The sequence below is a fragment of the Vibrio comitans genome, from assembly GCA_024346835.1.
Classification (GTDB): Bacteria; Pseudomonadota; Gammaproteobacteria; order Enterobacterales; family Vibrionaceae; genus Vibrio; species Vibrio comitans.
Map to the genome: position 1 here is coordinate 2490844 of AP024866.1, position 23720 is coordinate 2514563.

Annotated in this window: 21 protein-coding genes; 11 read left to right on the plus strand and 10 right to left on the minus strand. The window is 44.9% G+C overall.

The window, feature by feature from the left end:
* Nucleotides 1-131 precede the first annotated feature (131 nt).
* The 5 genes from bamD to yjjX all read left to right on the plus strand — a co-directional run bounded on the left by bamD (nt 132) and on the right by yjjX (nt 4858).
* Entirely contained in the window at nt 132-857 is a 726-nt protein-coding gene (gene bamD / locus OCU46_RS11450) for an outer membrane protein assembly factor BamD (RefSeq protein ID WP_141270699.1), read from the plus strand.
* Between the two features lie 89 nt (nt 858-946).
* Nucleotides 947-2398, plus strand: coding sequence for an MltF family protein (locus tag OCU46_RS11455; RefSeq protein ID WP_141270700.1), 1452 nt, complete (start codon nt 947-949; stop codon nt 2396-2398).
* A gap of 268 nt (nt 2399-2666) precedes the next feature.
* Nucleotides 2667-3023, plus strand: a complete 357-nt coding sequence (gene hpf / locus OCU46_RS11460) for a ribosome hibernation-promoting factor, HPF/YfiA family (protein WP_141270701.1) — start codon at nt 2667-2669, stop codon at nt 3021-3023.
* A gap of 128 nt (nt 3024-3151) precedes the next feature.
* Nucleotides 3152-4330: a prephenate dehydratase gene (gene pheA, locus OCU46_RS11465; protein ID WP_141270702.1), complete on the plus strand. Its 1179-nt coding sequence runs from the start codon at nt 3152-3154 to the stop codon at nt 4328-4330.
* A 12-nt stretch (nt 4331-4342) separates the two neighbouring features.
* Complete coding sequence (gene yjjX / locus OCU46_RS11470) at nt 4343-4858, plus strand: inosine/xanthosine triphosphatase (protein WP_141270703.1); 516 nt, start codon at nt 4343-4345, stop codon at nt 4856-4858.
* Nucleotides 4859-4912: 54 nt separating this feature from the next.
* Here the strand turns inward: yjjX and trpR are convergent, their stop codons facing one another.
* A complete protein-coding gene (gene trpR / locus OCU46_RS11475) occupies nt 4913-5209 on the minus strand; it encodes a trp operon repressor (RefSeq protein WP_017243547.1) in 297 nt (98 codons plus the stop codon).
* Between the two features lie 32 nt (nt 5210-5241).
* Complete coding sequence (locus tag OCU46_RS11480; RefSeq protein WP_141270704.1) at nt 5242-7170, minus strand: transglycosylase SLT domain-containing protein; 1929 nt, start codon at nt 7168-7170, stop codon at nt 5242-5244.
* 198 nt (nt 7171-7368) lie between these two features.
* Between OCU46_RS11480 and ettA the strand changes: the two genes are divergently transcribed.
* Nucleotides 7369-9036, plus strand: coding sequence for an energy-dependent translational throttle protein EttA (gene ettA / locus OCU46_RS11485; RefSeq protein WP_141270705.1), 1668 nt, complete (start codon nt 7369-7371; stop codon nt 9034-9036).
* A 61-nt stretch (nt 9037-9097) separates the two neighbouring features.
* Here the strand turns inward: ettA and tyrA are convergent, their stop codons facing one another.
* Both tyrA and OCU46_RS11495 read right to left on the minus strand, forming a co-directional pair.
* A complete protein-coding gene (gene tyrA, locus OCU46_RS11490) occupies nt 9098-10225 on the minus strand; it encodes a bifunctional chorismate mutase/prephenate dehydrogenase (RefSeq protein ID WP_141270706.1) in 1128 nt (375 codons plus the stop codon).
* A 16-nt stretch (nt 10226-10241) separates the two neighbouring features.
* A complete protein-coding gene (locus OCU46_RS11495) occupies nt 10242-11312 on the minus strand; it encodes a 3-deoxy-7-phosphoheptulonate synthase (protein ID WP_017031266.1) in 1071 nt (356 codons plus the stop codon).
* A 266-nt stretch (nt 11313-11578) separates the two neighbouring features.
* Here OCU46_RS11495 and OCU46_RS11500 point away from each other — a divergent pair, with 266 nt between their 5' ends.
* Nucleotides 11579-13264 carry a sensor histidine kinase gene (locus tag OCU46_RS11500; protein WP_141270707.1) on the plus strand — a complete coding sequence of 562 codons (1686 nt, stop codon included), beginning with the start codon at nt 11579-11581 and terminating at the stop codon, nt 13262-13264.
* Nucleotides 13257-13982, plus strand: a complete 726-nt coding sequence (gene btsR / locus OCU46_RS11505) for a two-component system response regulator BtsR (protein ID WP_141270708.1) — start codon at nt 13257-13259, stop codon at nt 13980-13982. Before OCU46_RS11500 ends, btsR begins: the two co-directional genes overlap by 8 nt.
* Here btsR and nagZ read toward each other — a convergent pair.
* A complete protein-coding gene (gene nagZ, locus OCU46_RS11510) occupies nt 13956-14945 on the minus strand; it encodes a beta-N-acetylhexosaminidase (RefSeq protein ID WP_141270709.1) in 990 nt (329 codons plus the stop codon). The two genes, btsR and nagZ, sit on opposite strands and share 27 nt — an antisense overlap.
* Before the next feature lie 94 nt (nt 14946-15039).
* Between nagZ and OCU46_RS11515 the strand changes: the two genes are divergently transcribed.
* The gene (locus OCU46_RS11515; protein ID WP_141270710.1) at nt 15040-16158 is read left to right on the plus strand and encodes an anhydro-N-acetylmuramic acid kinase; all 1119 of its coding nucleotides are present in this window, start codon (nt 15040-15042) and stop codon (nt 16156-16158) included.
* Between the two features lie 8 nt (nt 16159-16166).
* Nucleotides 16167-17069, plus strand: a complete 903-nt coding sequence (gene murQ / locus OCU46_RS11520) for an N-acetylmuramic acid 6-phosphate etherase (protein WP_141270711.1) — start codon at nt 16167-16169, stop codon at nt 17067-17069.
* Between the two features lie 42 nt (nt 17070-17111).
* Here the strand turns inward: murQ and OCU46_RS11525 are convergent, their stop codons facing one another.
* Nucleotides 17112-17468: a DUF2799 domain-containing protein gene (locus OCU46_RS11525; RefSeq protein WP_141270712.1), complete on the minus strand. Its 357-nt coding sequence runs from the start codon at nt 17466-17468 to the stop codon at nt 17112-17114.
* Nucleotides 17469-17685: 217 nt separating this feature from the next.
* Between OCU46_RS11525 and OCU46_RS11530 the strand changes: the two genes are divergently transcribed.
* The gene (locus OCU46_RS11530; RefSeq protein ID WP_141270713.1) at nt 17686-19170 is read left to right on the plus strand and encodes a carbon starvation CstA family protein; all 1485 of its coding nucleotides are present in this window, start codon (nt 17686-17688) and stop codon (nt 19168-19170) included.
* A 66-nt stretch (nt 19171-19236) separates the two neighbouring features.
* Here OCU46_RS11530 and ispH read toward each other — a convergent pair whose 3' ends face one another.
* The 4 genes from ispH to secD form a co-directional block, all read right to left on the minus strand.
* A complete protein-coding gene (ispH, locus tag OCU46_RS11535) occupies nt 19237-20181 on the minus strand; it encodes a 4-hydroxy-3-methylbut-2-enyl diphosphate reductase (RefSeq protein ID WP_141270908.1) in 945 nt (314 codons plus the stop codon).
* Between the two features lie 201 nt (nt 20182-20382).
* Entirely contained in the window at nt 20383-20814 is a 432-nt protein-coding gene (gene fkpB / locus OCU46_RS11540) for an FKBP-type peptidyl-prolyl cis-trans isomerase (RefSeq protein WP_141270714.1), read from the minus strand.
* Nucleotides 20815-20902: 88 nt separating this feature from the next.
* On the minus strand, nt 20903-21850 hold the full coding sequence (gene secF / locus OCU46_RS11545) for a protein translocase subunit SecF (protein WP_141270715.1): 948 nt from the start codon (nt 21848-21850) through the stop codon (nt 20903-20905).
* A 14-nt stretch (nt 21851-21864) separates the two neighbouring features.
* A complete protein-coding gene (gene secD, locus OCU46_RS11550; RefSeq protein ID WP_141270716.1) occupies nt 21865-23718 on the minus strand; it encodes a protein translocase subunit SecD in 1854 nt (617 codons plus the stop codon).
* Nucleotides 23719-23720 lie beyond the last annotated feature (2 nt).

A 23720-nucleotide genomic window follows, 5' to 3' on the forward strand; every position in this document is an offset into this window, starting at 1 on the left:
TAAAAAACTGTGGGACTAATGCTTGTTAATATGAAAAAATAAGCGTTCTATCCGTTATTGTATCTGCTTACTCGCCGATTGTAACGGCAACCAAGGAAATAATTTAATTGAGCATGGCTTCTCGTTTTAACATGAAACATCAAACTATAATCGGTCTTCTGTCTGCGTTGTTGCTTTTTGGATGCAGTAGTAGTGATGAAATCGTACCTGATATCCCACCAGCAGAGCTGTATGCTGAGGCTCAGATCTCTTTGAGAGCGGGCAATTGGTCTTCTGCTGTAGAGAAACTGGAAGCTTTGGATTCTCGATATCCATTCGGCCCATACTCAGAGCAAGTTCAACTGGATCTTGTGTATGCCTACTATAAGAACGACGAGTTACCATTAGCTCTGGCCACCATTGAGCGCTTTACTCGCTTGAACCCAACGCACGAAAAATCAGATTGGATTTTGTATATGCGTGGTCTTTCTCATATGGCCCAAGACAGAAACTTCCTGCACGATGTCTTTAATATCGACCGTTCAGACAGAGATCCAGAGCCGGTAAAATTGGCATTTAATGATTTCAAGCGCCTGCTACAACGTTACCCAAATAGTCCGTACGCTGAAGATTCCCAGCAACGCTTAGTGTTTCTAAAAAACCGCCTAGCAAACTATGACTATGCGACTGCAGATTTTTATATCCGCCGTGAAGCATGGATCGCCGCTATCAATCGCAGTCAAGAGATTCAGCGTAGTTATCCTGATACAGAAGCAGCAAGAAAGTCTCTACGCCTGCAACTTATTGCTTACAAAGAGCTTAATTTAGAAGATGCTGTAGCTCGAACTGAAAAACTGATTGAGCTAAATCCCCTTTAAGTGTTAAATTCTAGAGACGGAATGTTAAATTTTTAACATTCCGTCGTGGCGCATGCGTCACTTTTTCATAACCCAACACGGAATGTTGTATGAAAAATCTTATAATTTGGCTACTTGCCTCATCATTAATATCCTTTTCTACACAAGCATTGGAGCTGTCTCCTCTACTTAACAACACCTATACCGGTGACTATAAAACCCTTAAAGACAAGGGAGTTGTACGTGCATTGGTATCAGCGGATCTTGGTTTTTATTATGTCGAGGGTGGCAGACCCAAAGGCATTATCGCCGAGCAGCTTCATCACTTCGAAATGAATCTCAAAAAAGCCCACCCTTATATGAGGGTCAAGATCATTCCGGTAGCCCGAGATGAATTGTTTGATGCTTTGAATGAAGGGTATGGTGATATTGCAGTGGCAAACCTTACCATTACTGAACGCCGAGAGAAGATCATCGACTTCAGCACCCCTATCCTAGAAGGGGTTAGTGAGTTATTTCTCACCAGTAACACTGTTGAGGAAATTACGTCTTTCGAACAAGCAAGTGGTATGGAAGTATGGATACGAGCCAGTTCAAGCTACTTTGAAAGTATTCAAGTGCTCAACCGAAAACTATCTAGCAATGGCCACACACCGGTTAGAGTCAACTTTATTCAAGAGAACCTTCAAGACATTGAGTTGATCGAAATGGTTAATCAAGGGCTGATTCCAGCCACCATCATTGATAGCCACAAAGCGCAATTATGGATGAACGTCATGGAAAACGTTCAGGTGCACGAACAAATGCCACTGCGTAGCGAAGGACAGATCGCATGGGCTCTGCGCCACGATAGCCCTGAGTTTAAGAAGGTTATTAACAGTTATTTGAAGACAGCCAAGGGAGGAACATTACTTGGCAATGTCATCTACGGTAAATACCTACAAGACACTCGCTGGTTAACTCGCGCATTGAACCCTAAAAAGATGGAAAGGCTAGCGAACCTGTCTAAGTTGTTTGAACGTTACGGGCAGGAGTACCAAATTGATTGGGTTATGTTGTCGGCTCAAGCTTTCCAAGAATCTGGCTTAGATAACAGCAAAGTCTCGCATCGAGGAGCTGTGGGAATAATGCAGGTGTTGCCGGCTACGGCAAGAGATCCTTACATCAACATTCCCAACATCAAGCCCGTTGAAAACAATATTCACGCAGGTACAAAATACTTACGCTTTATCCATGATCGATACTTTAGCGACCCTGAAATCGACGCCAATGATAAGGTTTACTTTAGCCTAGCCTCCTATAATGCCGGCCCAGCAAAGATTCGCAGAATGCGAGCACTGGCGGAGAAACAAGGCTTTGACCACAACGTATGGTTTAACAATGTAGAGATTGTAGCTCGACGCAATATTGGTCGCGAACCTGTGCAGTACGTTGCCAACATCAATCGCTACTACACCATCTATAAACAGTTGGGAGAAATCCAAGATCAGCGAAACGAACATAGCAATGAACTGATTGAAGAGATAGAAGCGGTGCAGTTAATCTTTGATGTAGATGATTAATTCCCATCCATCTACTTTATAAATCAAGTAAATAAAAAACGAAAAGAGGCACTAAAAATCATTAATTCTTAGTGCCTCTATCCATTCAAATTTGACATCAAAAAGTGATGTCCGCAAGGATTATCTTGCAAAGATATGCAAATAATCACAAACATTATCGGCTATTGAACAATCCATACTTAATGTGACCTAGATCACAAAAATAATTTCATCAGAGTCGTAATCTGAAGTCATCCCATAAGGGGTTTACACAGAGGAAGCGACATATATGAAAATGAATATCACTGGCAAAAACATCGAAATCACCTCTGCGATTCGTGCTCACATTGAAGAAAAATTCAAGAAACTAGAAAAATGGCAAGTCGACATTATTGGTTGCAACGCTAGCTTCCAAGAAGAACCAAACAAGAATAAAAAATTTGAAGCAGTACTTAACGTTCCAAAAGGGCAACTGGTTGCCTCTGCTGTTAACGCGGACCTATACACAGCCATAAACGAAGTAGAACAAAAACTAGAGAGACAACTGAACAAACTTCGTCATAAGCCTGAAGCACGACGAGCCAGTCATGCCGAGGTTCCTGCTGAGCCGGAACAGCCTGTAATTGAAGAAGAAGAAGTCTACTAACAGAACACAGGAACTTAACTTACACAAACAGCGCCTTTATGGCGCTGTTTTTCCTTGACCCTAATTCCCGCCTTAGCTTATTGTGAATCGTATATCTCTTTCGCAACCCCCATATAAAGGAATTAGGAATGGCTGAAACACCACTTTCTCTCGATGAAATTCGCAATCGACTCAATGTTCTAGACGACAAGCTACTGAGTTTGCTGTCAGAGCGTCGTAGCTTGAGCCTAGAAGTTGCGAAAAGCAAAGTGGAAACATCGAAGCCTGTTCGTGATGCAGATAGAGAGCAGCAACTGCTTGTAAAGCTTATTAACAATGGCAAAGATAAGTATCAACTGGATGCGGAATACATCACTAAGGTATTTCACACCATCATTGAAGACTCCGTATTACTGCAGCAATCCTATCTGCAAAACCTAGTAAACCCCTCTCTACAACGTAAACCATTGGCAAGAGTCGCGTTCCTGGGGGCTAAAGGCTCATATTCACATCTAGCAAGTCGTGATTACTTCAGTCGTCGTAATACAGACCTCATTGAGCTCAATTGTGATTCCTTTAAAGAGGTTACCAAAACCGTTGAATCTGGGCATGCGGACTATGGCGTATTACCAATAGAAAATACCAGCTCAGGCTCTATCAACGAGGTATATGATCTTCTTCAGCACACTACTCTGTATATCGTTGGTGAACTATCACAACCTATTGAGCACTGCCTGCTGTCGACTACTGACGTGCGATTAGAGGAGATTAAAACCCTATACTCTCACCCACAACCTCATCAGCAATGCAGTGACTTCTTGGGACGCTTAAAGGGCGTTAAATTAGAAACCTGCGCAAGCACAGCTGATGCCATGATGAAGGTGAAAGAGCTTAACCGCCCTGATGCTGCTGCCATTGGTAATGCGTTAAGTGGCAAGCTGTATGGCCTGCAAAATGTACAAGAAAATATCGCCAACCAAACAGAGAATCACACCCGCTTTATTGTTGTTGCTCGCAAGTCTGTTAGCGTTTCTGATCAGATCCCAGCTAAAACTACTCTCATCATGTCAACCTCTCAAGAAGCGGGTTCACTTGTTGAAACCTTGCTGGTGTTGCAACGCCACAGCATCAACATTACCAAGCTAGAGTCGCGCCCAATCATGGGTAATCCTTGGGAAGAAATGTTCTATATGGATCTTGAAGCGCACTTAGACTCACAAGCAACCCAGATGGCCATCAACGAATTGGTGAAAATCACTCGCTTCCTAAAAGTGTTGGGATGCTATCCAAGTGAGAACATCAAGCCGACTCAGATTAAGATTCCTTAGGAGAGTATTGCGATGGAAACAGTCATTGTCGCCTCTCTAAATCCAGCCAAAATAAAAGCTGTGGAAAGTGCTTTTAGTGAGGTGTTCCCGGATCAAGCGTTCAGCTTTGATGGCGTGAGTGTTGATAGTGGCGTAAGCGATCAGCCACTTTCTAACGAAGAGACAAAGCTAGGTGCTCAAAATCGAGTTTCCAATGCAAAACAAGTAATCCAAAGTGCGGACTATTATGTCGGTTTAGAGGCAGGTATTGAGGGTAATGCCACGTTTGCATGGATGGTCATAGAATCGAAAGATCAGCATGGAGAATCTCGCTCATCGAGTTTGATGCTACCACCCAAGGTATTGAGCTTAATAGAGCAAGGCAAAGAACTCGGCGATGCGATGGATGAAGTTTACGGCACAATAAACATAAAGCAAAAAGGCGGTGCTATTGGTATCTTGACCAATAACCGCCTAAGCCGAAGCAGTGTCTATCACCAAGCTTTGATTTTGGCTCTTATCCCATTTGTTAATCAAGACGCCTTTTGAGCGCCTTAATATAAAATGACACCAAAGCCTCAGTATTTTTTAAGTGCTGAGGCTTTATTCTATGAATGGTTTAAGCAAGCGAGAAACCAATTGCTGCTCCTCTTCTGAACGTCTCTTTAACTCATTAGAACCGCGCGTCACTGTTGCGATACCGACACCAAGCTCTTGACTAATCTGACGCTGTGAGCATTTCTCGTTGAGCAATTTATGTAAAATTTTGGCGCGAGTTACCAAGGCCTCTTTTTCGTCTGGAGTGAGCATAATAGACAGTAGCGTCTGATGCTCTCCTTCTTCCGTGGCCTTGGCAATGGTGAAAAGTAGCTTTTGCCACTCTTGTTCAACTGAATTCATAGTATGTTGACTGACTAATTGAAACTCCCCTATTAATACTTCATTTCAGACTCTAAGTCAGATAAAAATGCCCCTTGCTGGTTCAAAATATCGCGATAGTAGACTTCAAACATAAGGATATTTTGAATGTAGCCACGGGTTTCTTTAAATGGAATCGCTTCTATATAGGAATAGGCATCCACTTTACCGCCGGTGCGTTCTCTCCAAAGCTTCACTCTGTGTGGCCCTGCATTATAAGCACCAAAGGCTAGTATGCGATTGCCCTGATAGTCACCGAGTAACCCAGCAAGGTATTGACTGCCTATCTCTATATTCTTGTTTACCTCAAATAACTCATCAGCACCTGCGTAGTCGATATCGTATTTCTTCGCCGTGTATGAGGCTGTTTTAGGCATAATTTGCATCAATCCTCGAGCACCCACAGGTGATTGAGCATCAATATCCAGAGCACTTTCTTGCCTTGCCAACGCCATCAGGGTCACAGGATCAAGGTCATATTTCTCGGCATAGAAGTTAAACCACCATTGGTGAGCAATAGGAAAGCGCAAACTAATGTGATCCCACATTTTGGCGTCGATAGTGGCAATGACTGTCAGGTGGTTCCAACGCATCGATGCTGCATATTGAGCCAATGCCTTTTTCTGTTCTGAATTAGCGCGCGCCAGCAACCAGCGCCACTCACTTTTTGCGGCCGTGATCTTATCAACCGCAATCAACTCTTTTATGCGTGCCAATGAGGATGAGAAAGGCTTGATAGACGCCTTCTGCTCAGTCAATACTGACGTGCTGTACTTTATAGGCTTACCCAGATAGTCTGCTGCAGCAATGCTATAGAAGTTCCTGTCACCCAATAGGCTCTGCATCTGGGCTTTGCCCTGCTCTACTTCACCTAAAGCAATATCGGTACGAGCTTGCCAATATTTCCAGCGCTTAGAGTTTTTCTCCTTACTTGGCAACTTGCTAATCCATACATCTAACCCTTTCCAATCTTGATGCTGAATCGCCAAGCGTGCTCTTCGCTCCAACCATTTTGGGTTAGTACTGCTCAAAAGCGCCTTGTCTCGCCATTTAGCGAGGTCTTCATCTTCAGTATTGATCAAGCTATACGCAATGTAATCCGCGGTATCTTGATACTCTTTGTCTGAGAATTGCTGAGCCTTAGCGACGTTGTCCAACACCTGTATCGCAAGCTCTGGGTTCGCTTCTTGATAGGTAATGCGCTTTAACGCGGCTAGGGAGACCTTTTTATTGATTTCGGTCTGTGGCTGAGAAGTGGCAAACTTTTCGATCTTTGACTTATTTTTGTAAAGGTTATAAATGACGACAGCGTTTTCTCTGGCGGCTTCCGACTTAGGTAGATCCTTTAGATAATTGAGCAATCGACCATTGCGGCGAGCAAATGCCAATTCAATACGTTGCAATATTAGCTCATCATTGCGCAGGCCAGCCTCGCTCCAGGCTTCAAATAATTCATCACACTCAGGAGCAATGCTTGAGCCCGTTAACCACAACTCTGAGGCTCCTTTGAACGCATCAACCGTTTTACCGACTTGGTGCTGAGCAAAGTAATAACTGCATTGATAACTTTGCATTCGTGGTTTATTGGCCTGAAAGCGATAAAAACCCTGCCAATCTTCCGCCTCAACTAAAGCATCGAGGTAAGCACCTCTCACCGATTGAGAAAAAGGATATTGATAGTTTTCTTTAATATACTGTTCGACTTCATCAGGGGTACGCGTTGCGATACCTTTCATATAAACGCGATAATCCAGATAAGGCGTTAATGTGTAGCTATCGAGTTGTTTTCTAAGAGATTGGTATTCAGTTAAATTGTTTTTAGTAATTAGAGACTGAGCTTCCTCATAAATATCTCGTTGCTGTTGCAGTGTTAATGCTGAAACAGATAGGGAAACCATCCCTACCCCTACCCCTACTCCTAACCATTTGATGAATGCAGACATGTTTCTCTCTTATGGTGATGATAATGGTTCAATTGCCTTCTTTCATAATACGCAACAATTGGTGACATTTGTAAGAAACATGTAAATAACTATTTATGAATTCAAGGACGCAGGATTTTGCGTCTTACGCAGTAACAAAAAGCGCTCGCATGGTATAAAATAACGCTTTATCTCCATTTAACACAGGATCTCTAGGTAATGGCTGAATACGTCTATACCATGTCTCGGGTGAGCAAAATTGTGCCACCAAAACGTCAAATCCTAAAAGACATCTCACTAAGTTTCTTCCCTGGCGCCAAGATTGGTGTTCTAGGTCTAAACGGTGCTGGTAAGTCGACCCTTCTTCGCATTATGGCGGGTATCGATACAGACATCGATGGTGAAGCACGTCCTCAACCTGGACTGAACGTAGGTTACCTTCCTCAGGAACCTAAACTGGATGAATCCAAGACCGTTCGTGAAATCGTTGAAGAAGCAGTATCAGACGTAGCGGGTGCAATGAAGCGCCTAGACGAGGTTTACGCAGCTTACGCTGAACCTGACGCTGATTTTGATGCTCTAGCTAAAGAGCAAGGCGACCTTGAAGCGCTTATCCAAGCGAAAGACGGCCACAACCTTGAAAACTCTCTTGAGCGTGCTGCCGACGCACTTCGCCTGCCAGAATGGGATCAAAAAATTGAACACCTTTCTGGTGGTGAGCGTCGCCGTGTTGCTATCTGTCGCCTGCTTCTTGAGAAGCCTGACATGTTGCTTCTTGATGAGCCTACCAACCACTTGGATGCAGAATCTGTTGCTTGGCTAGAACGCTTCCTTGTTGACTATACCGGCACTGTTGTGGCGATTACCCACGACCGTTACTTCCTAGATAACGCAGCTGGTTGGATTCTAGAACTTGACCGTGGTGAAGGTATTCCATGGGAAGGTAACTACACCTCTTGGCTTGAGCAAAAAGATGCTCGTCTACAACAAGAAGCTTCTCAAGAGAGTGCTCGTCAAAAGACTATTGAGAAAGAGCTTGAGTGGGTTCGTCAAAACCCTAAAGGCCGTCAATCTAAGTCTAAAGCTCGTATGGCTCGCTTTGAAGAACTACAAAGTGGCGATCGTCAGAAGCGTAACGAAACCAATGAATTGTTCATCCCACCAGGTGAACGTCTAGGTGACAAAGTTATCGAGGTTAAAAACCTAACGAAATCTTTTGATGGCCGTGTACTGATCGATGACTTGTCATTCAGCATGCCTAAGGGCGCTATCGTAGGTATTATCGGTGCCAACGGTGCAGGTAAATCCACTCTATTCAAGATGCTAAGCGGCACAGAGCAGCCTGATTCAGGCACTGTTGAAATGGGTGATACAGTTAAGCTTGCTTCTGTTGATCAGTTCCGTGACAGCATGGATGACAAGAAAACCGTCTTCCAAGAGATCTCTGAGGGTGCTGACATCATCAAGATCAACAACTTTGAAATTCCAGCACGTGCTTACTGCTCGCGCTTTAACTTCAAAGGCTCTGACCAGCAAAAAGTCATCGGTGAGCTTTCTGGTGGTGAACGTAACCGTGTTCACCTTGCTAAGCTTCTTAAAACGGGTGGCAACGTATTGCTTCTCGATGAGCCAACCAATGACCTTGACGTAGAAACCTTGCGTGCACTAGAAGAGGCTCTACTTGAGTTCCCTGGCTGTGCAATGGTTATCTCGCACGACCGTTGGTTCCTAGACCGTATCGCCACTCACATCATCGATTACCGTGATGAGGGGCAGGTTAACTTCTACGAAGGTAACTACAACGAATACATGGAATGGCTGAAGAAAACTCTTGGTCCTGAAGCGGCTGAACCACACCGCATCAAGTACAAGCGTGTAACTAAGTAAGCACTTAGCTATTAGCTTTAAGCGATAAGAAAAGGGCCGCATATTGCGGCCCTTTGTTCATTTAGTCTCTTTGTATTGAGTCATTGGCTTGCTTGAGCAGATTCTGACTCTCATTCATAAATTGTTGTGAGTAGTCACCAAACCATCCAGATACAGCGTTAAATTGCTCAACAAAAGCAGTTTTGTCGTGGTTATCCAATAACGCCAAAGCCTCACCGAATCGAGTGTGGAAGCGCTTGATCATCTCCACGTTTTGCTCTGAAGACAAAATGATATCACCGTAAAGATCTGGGTCCTGTGCAAACAGTCGACCAACCATCGCAATTTCAAGACGATAGATTGGCGAGCTTAATTTCAGCAAGGTATCAATATTCGGGTTTTCTTTACTTAGATGTAAGCCATACGCAAAAGACGTAAAGTGACGAAGCGCCTGAATCAAGGTCATGCCATTATCGTGTTGCTCTGCATCCATAGGACATAAGCTTGCACCCCAAATAGCAAACTGGTCTAACAGCCATTGATAGCTTTCTGCACCGCGTCCTTCACAATGAACAATAACCTGCTTTGCAAGGCTAGGCACATCAGGTCCAAACATTGGGTGAAGACCTACTACAGGACCTGCGTGAACGTTCATCATTGCCTGAAGTGGCTTGGCTTTAATTGAGGTAAAGTCACATAAGATGCAATCTTTCGGTAGGTTACCTAACTTAGCAATGATCGACTCGGTTTTATTGATTGGTACGGTAACGACCACCAAGCCAGCGGTTGCAAACATGGAGTCCGCTTCATGCCAGTTCTTACTGCCTACAACACTCACCTTGTAGCCAGACAACTCAAACATCTTCTTAAACAAGCCACCGAGCTGGCCATTACCACCGATAATGACCACATCACCCAAATCGGGTTTCAGGCACTTGAAGCCAGAGTCTTTTTCACTGGCATAGGACTCGCGCATTACTCTGCGTAGGATATCTTCAATAAGTTGAGCAGGAACGCCACGCTTCTCTGCTTCTTGTCGACGTGAAGCGAGCATTGCTGCTTCACGATCTGGGGCATAGATAGGCAGACCGTGTTCGCTCTTAACCTCTCCAACCTCTTCCACCAACTTCAATCTTTGCTCCAGTAAATCAAGCATTTGCTTGTCTACTGAATCAATCTTATCTCTTAAACCCTGTAGTTCCTTTGCCATTTTCGTACTCTACTACTTACTTCAATCTGTCTTGTAAAAACGGAATCAACTCTTCATGAGCTTTAGTTAATAGTGCCTCAGTTGATTCCCAATTGATACATGCATCAGTAATAGAAACACCGTATTTCATTTGGTCTAGAGGAATATCTGAACCTTGGTTGCCTTCATTAATGTTACTTTCAATCATCAGGCCAATAATCGATTTATTCCCCTCTCTGATTTGTTGGATGGCATCAGAGGCGACTAGTGGTTGGCGACGGAAATCTTTACGTGAGTTAGCATGACTACAGTCAATCATAAGCGCTGCATCTAGGCCCGCTTTTGCCAATTCATCTTCACACTCACGAACAGATACTGAATCGTAGTTAGTTTGCTTACCACCACGAAGAATAACGTGACCGTCTGGATTACCTTTGGTTGTTAGCAGAGCTACCTGCCCTTCACGGTTAATACCAATGAAGCGGTGACTAGAGGACGCCGCTTGCATTGCATTAATCGCAGTAGAAAGACTGCCATCAGTGCCATTCTTAAAGCCAACAGGCATTGATAGGCCACTGGCCATTTCACGGTGTGTTTGAGATTCAGTAGTACGAGCACCAATCGCTGACCAGCTAAAGGTATCTGCAACGTACTGCGGGCTAATTGGATCTAGTGCTTCGGTAGCAAGTGGGATACCCATCTCTGCCAACTCCACCAGCAAATTACGTGCTGTGTGCAGACCATGCTCAATATCAAATGATCCATCTAGATGCGGGTCATTAATTAAGCCTTTCCAACCTACCGTGGTGCGGGGCTTCTCAAAGTAGACTCGCATTACAAGGTATAACTGATCACCAACAACCTCAGACAATGCCTTCAAACGCTTCGCATATTCTTTAGCAGCTTCTACATCATGAATAGAACAAGGGCCGCATACTACCAGTAAGCGATGATCTTTCTTCTTGATGATATCAGCGATCGTTTCACGCGATTGTTGAACAAACTGTCTTGCCGACTCACTTAAAGGGATCTTCGCCTTTAGCTCTTCTGGAGTAATAAGGATTTGTTCGTCACTGATATGAATGTTGCTAAGTTCGCTGCGTTGCATAGTGTCACCGTAAATAAATCTGTACATAAACTTTCAAGGTATGATTCAAACAATACCGAACTCAGAATTAAAATCAACAACTTTGTACGCCAAAAATTACACTCAATGTACACCTTGATTTACACTTTAGGTTAAAGGTGTTTCTTTACCCTCGATATACGCTTACTTCATGAGTGTTCTACCCCTTGTTTTCACAATAAAAAATCCAGTCCAAAACAACAATAAGTATAGAATTAGGGGTATCTATTGCGCTGAGTTAACCAAAAATGGAATTGATCCTTTCTCTCCTACAGCAAATGTGTGTGTATCTAATGGTGGCTTATACCCTAAGTAAGACCCCATTGGTTATCCCTCTTCTCAATATTTCAGAAAGGCGCAGCCACAAACTCATCTGCTATGTCATGTTTTCTCTGTTCTGCATTCTCGGTACCTATTTTGGTTTGCAGATCGATGATGCCATCGCTAACACCCGCGCAATCGGTGCAGTGCTGGGTGGGATATTTGGCGGGCCATTGGTTGGGTTCGCGGTAGGCTTCACCGGTGGTATGCACCGTTACTCCATGGGCGGATTTACCGACCTTGCTTGTGCAATTTCCACCACAGTAGAAGGACTGATTGGCGGCCTAGTGCACTTATATATGGTCAGGAAAGGCAAGACAGATCGCCTATTCAGTGCTGTGATCGTCTTTAACGTCACCTTAGTCGCTGAAATCATGCAAATGCTGATCATTGTGATTGTGGCAAAACCCATGGAACAGGCAATATCACTGGTAGAGGCTATCGCTATACCAATGATTCTGGCCAACTCCCTTGGCGCAGCATTCTTTATTAGCATTCTACAAGATAGGCGCGCCATCTTAGAGAAATACTCTTCTGCTTATTCTAGGCGAGCCCTAAATATTGCAGAGAGAACCGTCGGTGTGTTATCTGAAGGACTCAATACACAAAGCGCCCAAAAAATAGCCTCAATTATTCAAGATGAGACCCATGTTGGCGCGGTTGCCATTACCGATAAAGATAAGATCTTGGCCTTCGAAGGCATCGGGTCGGATCATCATAGGCCAAATACTCCTATTTCTTCTGAATATACCCATACCTCTATCCGAGAGCAGCGAATTATCTATCTTGATGGCAGAAAAAGCCCCTATCAATGCTCCCTTTCTTCTGACTGTAAATTGGGTTCTGCCCTAGTTATCCCCCTAATTGCCGATGATAAAGTGATTGGAACCATTAAGCTGTATGAGCCAAGAGTTAAGCTTTTTTCATCTATTAATATGACCATGGCCAAAGGGATTGCAGAGCTACTTTCCAGCCAGATCCTTAACAGTGAGTATCAGCAGAAAAAAATGCTGCTGTCTCAAGCTGAAATAAAACTGCTGCACGCGCAGGTAAACCCTCATTTCCTATTTAATGCCCTGAACACGATTAGCGCTATCACACGTCGAGATCCTCACAAAGCCAGAGAACTTATCCAGCATCTTTCACAGTTTTTTCGCGGAAATCTGAAGCGAAATACTGAGTTTGTTACCCTTAAAGAAGAGTTAGCACACGTCAATTCTTACCTAACTATTGAGAAATCACGCTTTGTGGATCGCTTAGACGTTGAGATTGATATTGCAGAGCACCTGCTAGACAGAATGGTACCTAGTTTCACACTGCAACCCCTAGTTGAAAACGCCATCAAGCATGGAGTCTCCAACTTACTTGAAAATGGCATAGTGAAGATTTATAGCAGCCCCGATGCCACAGGCGATCGCATTACTGTAGAAGATAACGCAGGGTCTTATGAACCTGAAAACAAAGATCAAACGGGACTTGGGATGCAAATCGTCGCTAAACGTCTAACAAACTACTTTGGGGAGCAGTATCAACTGAAGATTGAATGTGACCCTAACAATCACACTCGAATGAGTTTTATCATCCCAAATCAGCATAAGGACAAACATGCTTAAGGCCCTAGTCATCGATGATGAACTGTTTGCTAGAGAAGAGCTAATTGAGCTTCTTGAACAAACTCAACAAATTGAAGTCATTGATCAAGCAGCAAATGCCATACAAGGGCTACAAAAGATCAATACCTTGAAACCGGATGTAGTGTTTCTAGATATCCACATGCCACAGGTATCAGGTATTGAATTACTAAGCATGCTAGACCCTGACACTATGCCACTGGTGGTGTTTATTACTGCCTATGATCAATATGCGCTGCAAGCCTTTGAAGATAATGCCTTTGATTATCTTCTCAAACCCGTTGATCCGCAGCGATTAGAAAAAACGGTTTGTCGACTCATTAAGCGATTTAAGAAAGAGCTGCTTAGCGCTGATATCTCAGCCATTACTCCAGCCACACTAGAACAAGTCCCCTGTATTGGTCATAACAGAATAATGCTCGTCCCAGTAGAGGATATTGAGGTGGCGTACAGTGATATTAGCGGTGTGAACATCCAAACAAGTGAGCACACCACTAGCAGTCAATTAACCTTGAAGGTACTGGAAGAGAAAACCTCACTAATGCGCTGTCATCGGCAATATCTAGTCAGCCCAAAAGCGATTCGTGAGATTAAATTACTGGATCAAGGCTTGGCTGAGATTATCACCATAGGTGGTCACCAAGCCCCTGTGAGTAGACGTTACTTGAAGGTGTTAAAGGAAAAGCTCGGCTTTACTTAAACTTTCCGTGGCTTCTTTCCATTCTCTACTTGCTCTGAGTTCTTGCAAGTTAAAAGACTGTTTCTTCACTAGCAGCTCTGCCTTTGGCACCTCAGTGACTGGCAGGGCATCAAGGATCTGAACAGCTCGCTCACGGTTATTGCACATCAGAACCATATCGCACCCAGCACGTAGGCTTTGTGTTGCCCTATCTGCAGCGCCGCCCATGATACCCGCCCCTTCCATATTTAAATCATCAGAGAATACCAAGCCTTGAAAGCCCAGCTTTTGGCGAAGAATCGACTTTAACCAATATTCAGAGCCACTTGCTGGCTTATCGTCATAAGCAGGATAAATCACATGTGCCGGCATCATTGCATCAAGTAGTCCTGCTTCAATCTGCGCGCGAAAGATATCCATATCGAGATCAAAGATATTCTGACGTTGATCAATAGGAGTCTCTTTATGAGAGTCCGCAATGACACCGCCATGGCCAGGAAAGTGCTTGCCCGTTGTCGCCATACCCGCCTGTTTCATGCCAAGCATATAGGCCGTACTATGACGGAGTATGGTCTCTTTGCCTTCACCAAAAGCGCGCGAACCAATCGCCAAACACTGATGCCCTTGATCCAAAACAGGGGCAAAACTAAGATCAATACCGTGTGCAATGACTTCAGACGCCATTAACCAACCAGCCTGTTTTGCTAGTTGCTCACCATTGGCGTGAGTAGCGAAGCTTTGCGCAGCAGGAATACGGGTAAAGCCGTCTTTAAAGCGCTGCACTCGGCCCCCCTCTTGGTCAACACCAATCAATATTGGGCGTTTTGCAGCAGCACGGATAGACTCTGTCAAAGCTTGTAGCTGTTCATTATCGTGGTAGTTGCGTGCAAAAAGGATTACACCGCCTACCGTAGGGTGCTGCAAGATTTCTTTTTCTTCTGCATCAACTTCAAAGCTTTCAACATCTAACCAAAGCGGGCCCATCTTTCATCCTTATATCGCATATCTAGTGTGGCATTAGCAGGGTATTCAGTTTATTGTATTTTGACAATGACTGAACGGATTTGACCCCTCAAATATGGACAAAAAAGAGCTCTATATTGGAATCATGTCTGGCACTAGTTTAGATGGTGTCGACCTCGCTCTCGCTCACTTTGAGCATGGCAAAACTCATTGCCTCGAGACCTTTGAATTCCCTTTGCCCAAAGATCTAAAACAAAGAACACTCAATGTATGCCAAGGGCAGTCAACCACGCTAAAAGAACTCGGCACTCTCGATCATCAATTTGCACTGCTGTATGCCGATGCCGTTCAGGCATTTTTGACGTTTCTAAAGTTAGATCCCGCAGAGATCACCGCCATTGGTTGTCACGGCCAAACCGTTTACCACCAGCCTACGGGTGATACACCCTTTACCACTCAAATTGGTGACGCCAACCTAATTGCGGTTAACACAGGTATCACCACTGTTGCAGACTTTAGACGTAAAGATATGGCCTTAGGCGGACAAGGCGCACCTTTGGTACCCGCCTATCACCAAACGTTGTTCAATATAAGCAGTGGCTGTAAGTTGATATTGAATATTGGTGGCATCTCTAATATCTCAGTGCTTCAACCCACAGGAGAGGTGCTAGGCTACGATACGGGGCCGGGCAATATGTTGATGGACGCTTGGGTACAAAAACACCTTAACAAGCAATTTGATCATGATGGGCTTTTTGCTCGCAGTGGGCAAGTCCACCCTCAATTACTAAACCAATTAATGCAAGACCCCTACCTATCTGAGCTTCCACCAAAGAGTACGGGAAGAGAGCATTACAACTTAGTATGGCTTGAAAGTATTGTTAACAAGCTACAACAGCCATTGCTAGCCGAAGATGTGCAAGCAACGCTGTTGGAATTTACAGCCCTTAGCATTGCCCAGCAATGCCAGCTTTACAGCACTGAGCATAGTGACCAACTGCTGGTTTGTGGCGGCGGTGCTCGCAATACAGCGCTCATGCAAAGACTTCAGACGTTGCTTGAGAACTGGAATCTTGATACCACTGATTCTCAAGGCATTAGCGGCGATTATATGGAAGCACTGGCCTTTGCTTGGTTAGCCTATCGCCGTATTCACAATCTTCCAAGTAATCTTCCTAAGGTCACAGGGGCACGCCAAGCGACCTCTCTTGGCGTCATCTACAACCCAGAATAAGGTTTTTCATGTCACAAAGTACATTGCTCAACTCACTCTCAAAATTAGTCTCAGAAAATCGAAATCCTGAGACTATGGATATCGATACTCTTAGCTGCTTAGAAATCGTTGAGAAGATGAATCAAGCGGATGCGGAAGTTCCCATAGCTATCCAAAAAGAACTGCCACATATAGCCAAGGCTGTAGATCGCATCTGCGAGGCATTCCAACAGGGCGGTCGACTTATCTATCTTGGCGCGGGTACCAGCGGACGACTTGGCGTACTCGATGCTTCTGAGTGTCCTCCTACCTTTAGCGTGGATGACAACATGGTGATCGGGTTGATTGCGGGAGGCAAAGAAGCGATGTTTCGCGCTCAAGAAGGGGCAGAAGATAGCTTAACTTTAGCCGAGCAAGACCTAAAGCTGCTAAACCTAACCGATAAAGACGTCGTGGTTGGCATCGCAGCCAGCGGCCGAACCCCTTATGTGATTGGTGCGTTAAACTACGCCAATGCACTTGGTGCCTACACAGTTTCATTGTCTTGCAATCCAGATTCGGCGATTGCCTCCCTTGCAAAGACTGCGATCAGTCCCGTTGTAGGGCCAGAGGTATTAACGGGCTCTACTCGACTAAAAGCAGGAACAGCGCAAAAGTTAGTGCTAAATATGTTAAGCACAGCCAGTATGATTAAGGTAGGTAAGGCTTATCAAAACCTCATGGTTGACGTTAAGCCTAGTAATGAAAAGCTTAATGCACGTGCAGTGAGAATTATTATGCAAGCGACTGAGTGCAGTGAACAAGAGGCTGAAAAGGTCTTATCTGACGCCGATATGCAAGTGAAGCTCGCAATCATGATGCAACTGACTGGCCAAAACAAACAGCAGGCTCAGCAACAACTCGCAAGACAAAAAGGATTTATTCGCGGATAAATCCTTTTTGACTAGAATGAAGGGAGTAATTAACTCACTATTTTAATAGCCGAGTTGGTTACTCTCGTTCCAGCCTCGCTGCCACTCCATACGAAACTTTTGCCCGTCTTTGGTGCCTTCACAAACCCCTTCGTAATACACTCCAGACAACCCCATTTGATAAGCAAAATTAGGGTTACAAAACTCGGCAACGCCTTTGCTATAACCTTGCTCATAAGCACCCATGTTGGCTGCACCAAGTTCATTGAGGGTGGAATAGGAGCGCTGAGTGCGTCCTTTCACACCGTCCGCGTACCCAATGCCTTCCCAGTCGCCTTTCTCTGCTAATGCCTCATCCCCACTTGCACAGGCAAATAAAAATGGGATGACGGAAAGTAGAACCAGCTTAAATCCTTTCATTGTGACTCACTTAACATATTGTTTTTTAAGAGCTTAGCATACACAGATCACATTATCTAAAAAGTGAGGTTTCTTTAAACCACTCACACGGTTATTTAGCCACTTAACTTGCTATTCGACCACTAACCCACACACCGAATGTAGTTGCATTGCGGTTTTCATACTATGTAATCAGAAATTTCCTGATTTAAACCCGTAACCAAAAGAGAATATAGTTATGATGTGGTTTCTTACCTGCGTAGCAGCATTGATTGCTGGCTACTTTATCTATGGCGCCGTGATAGAAAAAATATTCGGCATCAATGAAAATCGTCAAACCCCGGCAATTACTAAGCAAGATGGCGTTGATTTCGTACCGATGTCGACTAAAAAGGTTTACCTAGTTCAGCTACTTAACATTGCTGGCGTAGGCCCAATCTTCGGCCCAATCATGGGTGCACTTTACGGCCCAGCTGCAATGCTTTGGATCGTACTAGGTTGTATCTTTGCGGGTGCGGTACACGATTACTTCTCTGGTATGCTTTCCGTCCGTAACGGCGGTGCTTCTGTACCAACACTGACTGGACGTTACCTAGGCAATGGCGCAAAACACTTTATGAACATTTTTGCCATTGTTCTGTTGCTTCTTGTGGGTGTGGTTTTCGTATCGGCTCCAGCAGGCATGATCACAAACCTTGTGAATGACCAAACTGATATGACAGTGACTATGGGCACCATGGTTGCCATCATTTTCACGTACTACATCATCGCAACTATCGTACCAGTAGACAAAATCATCGGGCGCTTCTATCCGCTGTTCGGTGCACTACTTATCTTCATGTCTGTAGGTCTAATCTCAGCTGTCGCTATGTCTAGTGAGCACACTATTATGGGTGGTTTCGAGATTAGCGATATGTTCTCAAACATGAACCCTAATGATCTACCGCTATGGCCTGCGCTATTCATCACTATCGCTTGTGGTGCAATCTCTGGTTTCCACGCGACTCAGTCTCCGCTGATGGCTCGCTGTATGGATAACGAAAAGAATGGCCGCTTCGTATTCTACGGTGCAATGATTGGTGAAGGCATTATCGCTCTTATCTGGTGTGCACTAGCACTATCATTCTTCGGCTCTGTAGAAGCACTGTCTGACGTTGTTGCCAATGGTGGTCCAGGTAAAGTGGTTTATGACTCATCGTTTGGCCTACTAGGTGTATTCGGTGGCATCATCGCCTTCCTAGGTGTGGTTATCCTGCCAATTACTTCAGGTGACACGGCATTCCGTTCAAGCCGCTTGATCCTTGCTGAGTACTTCAACCTAGACCAACGCGCTATGCGTAACCGCCTAATGATGGCTGTTCCACTGTTCGTTGTAGGTGGAATCTTAACTCAAGTAGACTTCGGTGTTATCTGGCGCTACTTCGGTTTTGCTAACCAAACAACTGCAGTAATGATGCTTTGGACCGCTTCGGCTTACCTATTGCGTCACAACAAGTTCCACTGGGTGACAACGGTTCCTGCAATGTTCATGACCACAGTATGTATTACCTTCATCCTGAATAACTCAACACTTGGTTTTGGTCTAGGTATGCAGATTTCTACCATCGTTGGTGTGCTAACAATGCTAGGTATTACAGGCACAGTAATTAAGATCTCTAAAGGCAAGGGCGACGACGAGTACCTTGATGAAGAGAAACCTAATCCAGTGACAGAAAACGCTTAGTATTCAATCTTTACCAAGCGAAACGGGCTCCCAAAGGGAGCCCGTTTTTTTATAATCAACTAAAATCTAAACTGCTTTAACTTGCAGCTCTTTAGGGACTTCGAAGAACATGTTCTCTTCGCGGCCAGTAATCTCAGTCACCTCATTGCAATCCGATAAGGTTTTAATCTTATCTAGGATCGTATTAACCAGCTCCTCTGGTGCAGAAGCTCCAGCTGTCATACCCACCTTATTCTTCCCTTTAAACCACTGCGCATCTAGATCTTCAGGGCAATCGGTTAGATAGGCTGGAGTACCCAGTTTCTCTGCTAGCTCTTTGAGTCGAGTAGAGTTTGATGAGTTCTTAGAACCAACCACTATCATCACGTCCACTTCATTTGCCATTGTGCGCACTGCATCTTGACGGTTTTGAGTAGCGTAGCAGATGTCATCCTTACGTGGGCCTTGGATCTCAGGGAACACTTGGCGCAATCGATCAATAACATCAGCAGTTTCATCAACCGAAAGCGTAGTTTGGCTCACATAGTGTAAGTTCGATGGGTCTTTCACTGATAATGAGTCCACATCTTCTGGCTTTTCGACTAGGTACATACCACCAGTTTCACTGGCGTACTGCCCCATAGTGCCTTCTACTTCTGGGTGTCCAGCATGGCCAATTAACACGACTTCAATACTTTTGCGGCTTGCGCGAGCAACCTCCATATGCACTTTAGTTACTAGAGGACAGGTTGCATCGAACACAGTTAAATCGCGCTGCTTGGCCTCTTTACGCACGGCTTGAGAAACACCATGCGCTGAAAAGATAACGATATTGTCGTCTGGTACTTCACTGAGTTCTTCGACAAAAATGGCTCCACGTGCCTTAAGTCCCTCAACAACAAAGCGGTTATGCACCACTTCGTGACGGACATAGATCGGTGGTTGATACATCTCAAGCGCTCGCTCGACGATGCTGATTGCTCGGTCTACACCGGCACAAAAACCACGGGGGTTAGCTAATAGGATTTCCATTGTCTTTTCTTTCATTAGTGAAGGCCTTGTTACCCAGTCAATGAGCAACCTAAAGTCGCGCTCATTGTACCGATATTATCGAGGTAACCTCAAGACAGGAATGACCACGAATAGTGAGTGGGTATTCCTGCTAGGTAAGTTTAGTTGAAGAGTAGAGTGTTTTAACTAGCTAGACTAAGCAGTTATTTACTACGGTTGGTATTAGTCAATCGCGACAATTTCTACATCAAAGGTTACATCACGACCGGCTAAAGGGTGGTTAAAATCGACCGTCACTGAATCACCAGCTATCTCAGTTATGATGCCAGGGATCTCCACACCATCTGGGCCGTTAAACGCCATGATAGTGCCTACCTCAACCTGTGCCTCACCTACAAACTTGGCACGATCCATATGATGAATGTTATCTGGGTTAGATAAGCCAAACGCATCGGCCGCTTTTAGCTCAACGCTATTTTTGTCGCCAGCCTGTAAACCTAGCAAGCATGCCTCAAAGTTGTCACTCAAACTGCCATCACCCATCACTAACTTAGCGGGCTTACCCATCTGATAGGTGCTATCTGCAATAGATCCATCCTCAAGCTTGATGGCAAAGTGCATGGTTACGGCACTGTTATTGGTAATTACTGACATGGTGTTTCCTTACAACATTGGGCTTAAAAGAAAAGCGGCCAACTCTCCGTTGACCGCTTTAAAAGACTACTAGAAATTAAACGAAGCCTTAAGGCATTTCGTCAAATTCTGCGCCTTCCTTCTCAACTTGAGGTGGCATTAAGTGCTCACGAGAGACACCTAGTTTTAGCGCCAAGTTCGAAGCTACGTAGATAGATGAGTATGTACCTACTGTAATACCCAGTAGCAATGCCGTTGCAAAGCCGTGGATGTTAGCGCCGCCCTTAGTAAATAGAGCGATAACTACGAACAAGGTTGTACCGGATGTAATCAAGGTACGGCTCAATGTCTGAGTAATTGCACCGTTGATGATATCTACCGATTCGCCCTTACGCATCTTACGGAAGTTCTCACGAATCCGGTCAAATACAACGATGGTATCGTTGAGGGAGTAACCGACAACCGTCAATAGTGCCGCAACGATGGTCAGGTCTACCTCAATCTGCATGATAGAGAAGATGCCTACCGTAATGATAACGTCGTGCGCTAGTGCAAGTACCGCACCAGCCGCTAGGCGCCATTCAAATCGCATAGAGACATACAGCAAAATACAGATAAGAGAAACGATGATTGCTAAACCACCCGCCTCTGCCAGCTCGTCACCTACATTCGGCCCAACGAATTCAACACGGCGCATCTCAACAGATTCGCCAGTGCCTTCTTCTAGAGCACGGATGATTTGACTACCTAGCTGCTCACCTTGTAGATCGTCACGAGGGCGCAAACGCACCATTACGTCACGAGCTGAACCAAAGTTTTGTACCGTGGCATCGCCAAAGCCTTTTTCATCAAGAGAGGCTCGGATTTCTTCTAGATTAGCTGGGTGTTCAAAACCCACCTCAATCAGAGTACCACCGGTAAAATCTAGACCCCAGTTCAACCAGTTAGTTGAAATGGTATAGATAGAAGCTGCAATCATTAACAACGAAAACACTACTGCGCCTTTTGACCAGCGCATAAAGTCGATCGTTTTGTCAGCTTTCATTAGTTGAAACATGGAAATACCTTCAATTAGATCGACAGTTTGTTAACACGCTTGCCGCCATACAGCAGGTTAACCACACAACGTGTACCGATAATCGCAGTAAACATTGAGGTTAAAATACCGATAGACAGAGTCACAGCAAAGCCTTTGATTGCACCAGTACCTACAGCAAACAAGATGATTGCAGTCAGTAGCGTTGTAATATTGGCATCGGCAATCGTACTAAATGCGTTAGCGTAACCTTGGTGAATCGCTTGCTGAGGATTTCGCCCTTCGCGCAACTCTTCACGGATACGCTCGAATATCAGAACGTTGGCATCGACCGCCATACCGACAGTCAATACGATACCCGCAATACCCGGTAGCGTCATTGTCGCACCAGGAATCATCGACATTACACCGATAATCAGTACAAGGTTCGCCATTAGCGCCATGTTGGCAATAAAGCCAAACTTACGGTAGTAAATAAGAGTAAATAGCATTACTGCCACCATACCCCAGATACACGCCTGAATACCCATATCGATATTCTGTTGACCCATAGAAGGACCGATGGTGCGCTCTTCTACAATCGAGATTGGCGCAATCAATGCACCAGCACGAAGTAGCAATGCTAGGTTGTGTGCTTCAGATGCAGAGTCGATACCCGTAATACGGAAGCTACGACCAAGAGCTGACTGAATCGTCGCTTGGTTGATCACTTCTTCATGCTTATCAAGGATGACTTTGCCTTCAGGAGTGCGCTTACCACTGTCTTTGTATTCCGCAAATACCGTGGCCATTAGCTTGCCAATGTTCTGACGAGAGAAAGCAGCCATCTTGCTACCACCTTCGCTATCTAGCGAGATGTTTACTTGAGGGCGACCATATTCATCAGCACTTGAGCTTGCATCGGTAATGCTAGAACCACCAAGAATGACACGCTTTTTCAATACCGCTGGACGACCATCACGGTCATACTTAACTTCACTACCTGCTGGTACACGACCATTTGCAGCAGCGGCTAAGTCAGCCTGCATATCTACTTCGCGGAATTCTAGTGTTGCCGTAGCACCTAGGATCTCTTTAGCTCGTGCAGTGTCTTGAACACCTGGCAGTTCAACAACGATGCGGCTAGCGCCTTGACGTTGAACCAATGGCTCAGCAACACCTAACTCGTTCACACGGTTACGCAAGATAGTAATATTTTGCTCAACAGCGTAATTACGGATTTCAGCAAGACGAGCGTCGTTGAAGGTAGCCGTCAGCATAAAGCGACCATTGCTATCTGAATCAACAAATATCATGTCTGGGTGCTTAGACTTAAGTGTCGTTTCTGCTTGAGCAAGCTGCTCAGCATCACGCAGAATCACTTCAACTGAATCTTTGCCTGCACGAATTGCGCGGTAACGAATGCGGTCTTCGCGCAATTCGCTACGGAAGGCCTCTTCTTGCTGCGCAATCAGCTTGTCCATCGCAGCGTCCATATCCACTTCCATCAAGAAGTGAACACCACCACGTAGGTCAAGACCGAGCTTCATAGGAGCAGCACCAATGCTTTCTAGCCAGCCTGGAGTCGCTGGAGCAAGGTTAAGTGCAACAATAAGATCTGAGCCCAGTGCTTCGCTAATTACGTCACGTGCACTAATTTGAGTATCAGTGTCGCTAAAGCGAACAAGAATGGAGCCATTCTCTAAGGCGATAGATTTATGGGAAAGGTTCTCTTTATCAAGAGCGTTGGTGACAGAGTCCATGGTTGCCATATCAACAGAGGCACCACGTGCCCCTGTGACTTGAATGGCTGGATCTTCACCGTAAAGATTTGGAAGTGCGTACAAAGCCGCAACTAAGATGGCCATAACCACCATCAAGTACTTCCATAACGGATAACGGTTTAACACAG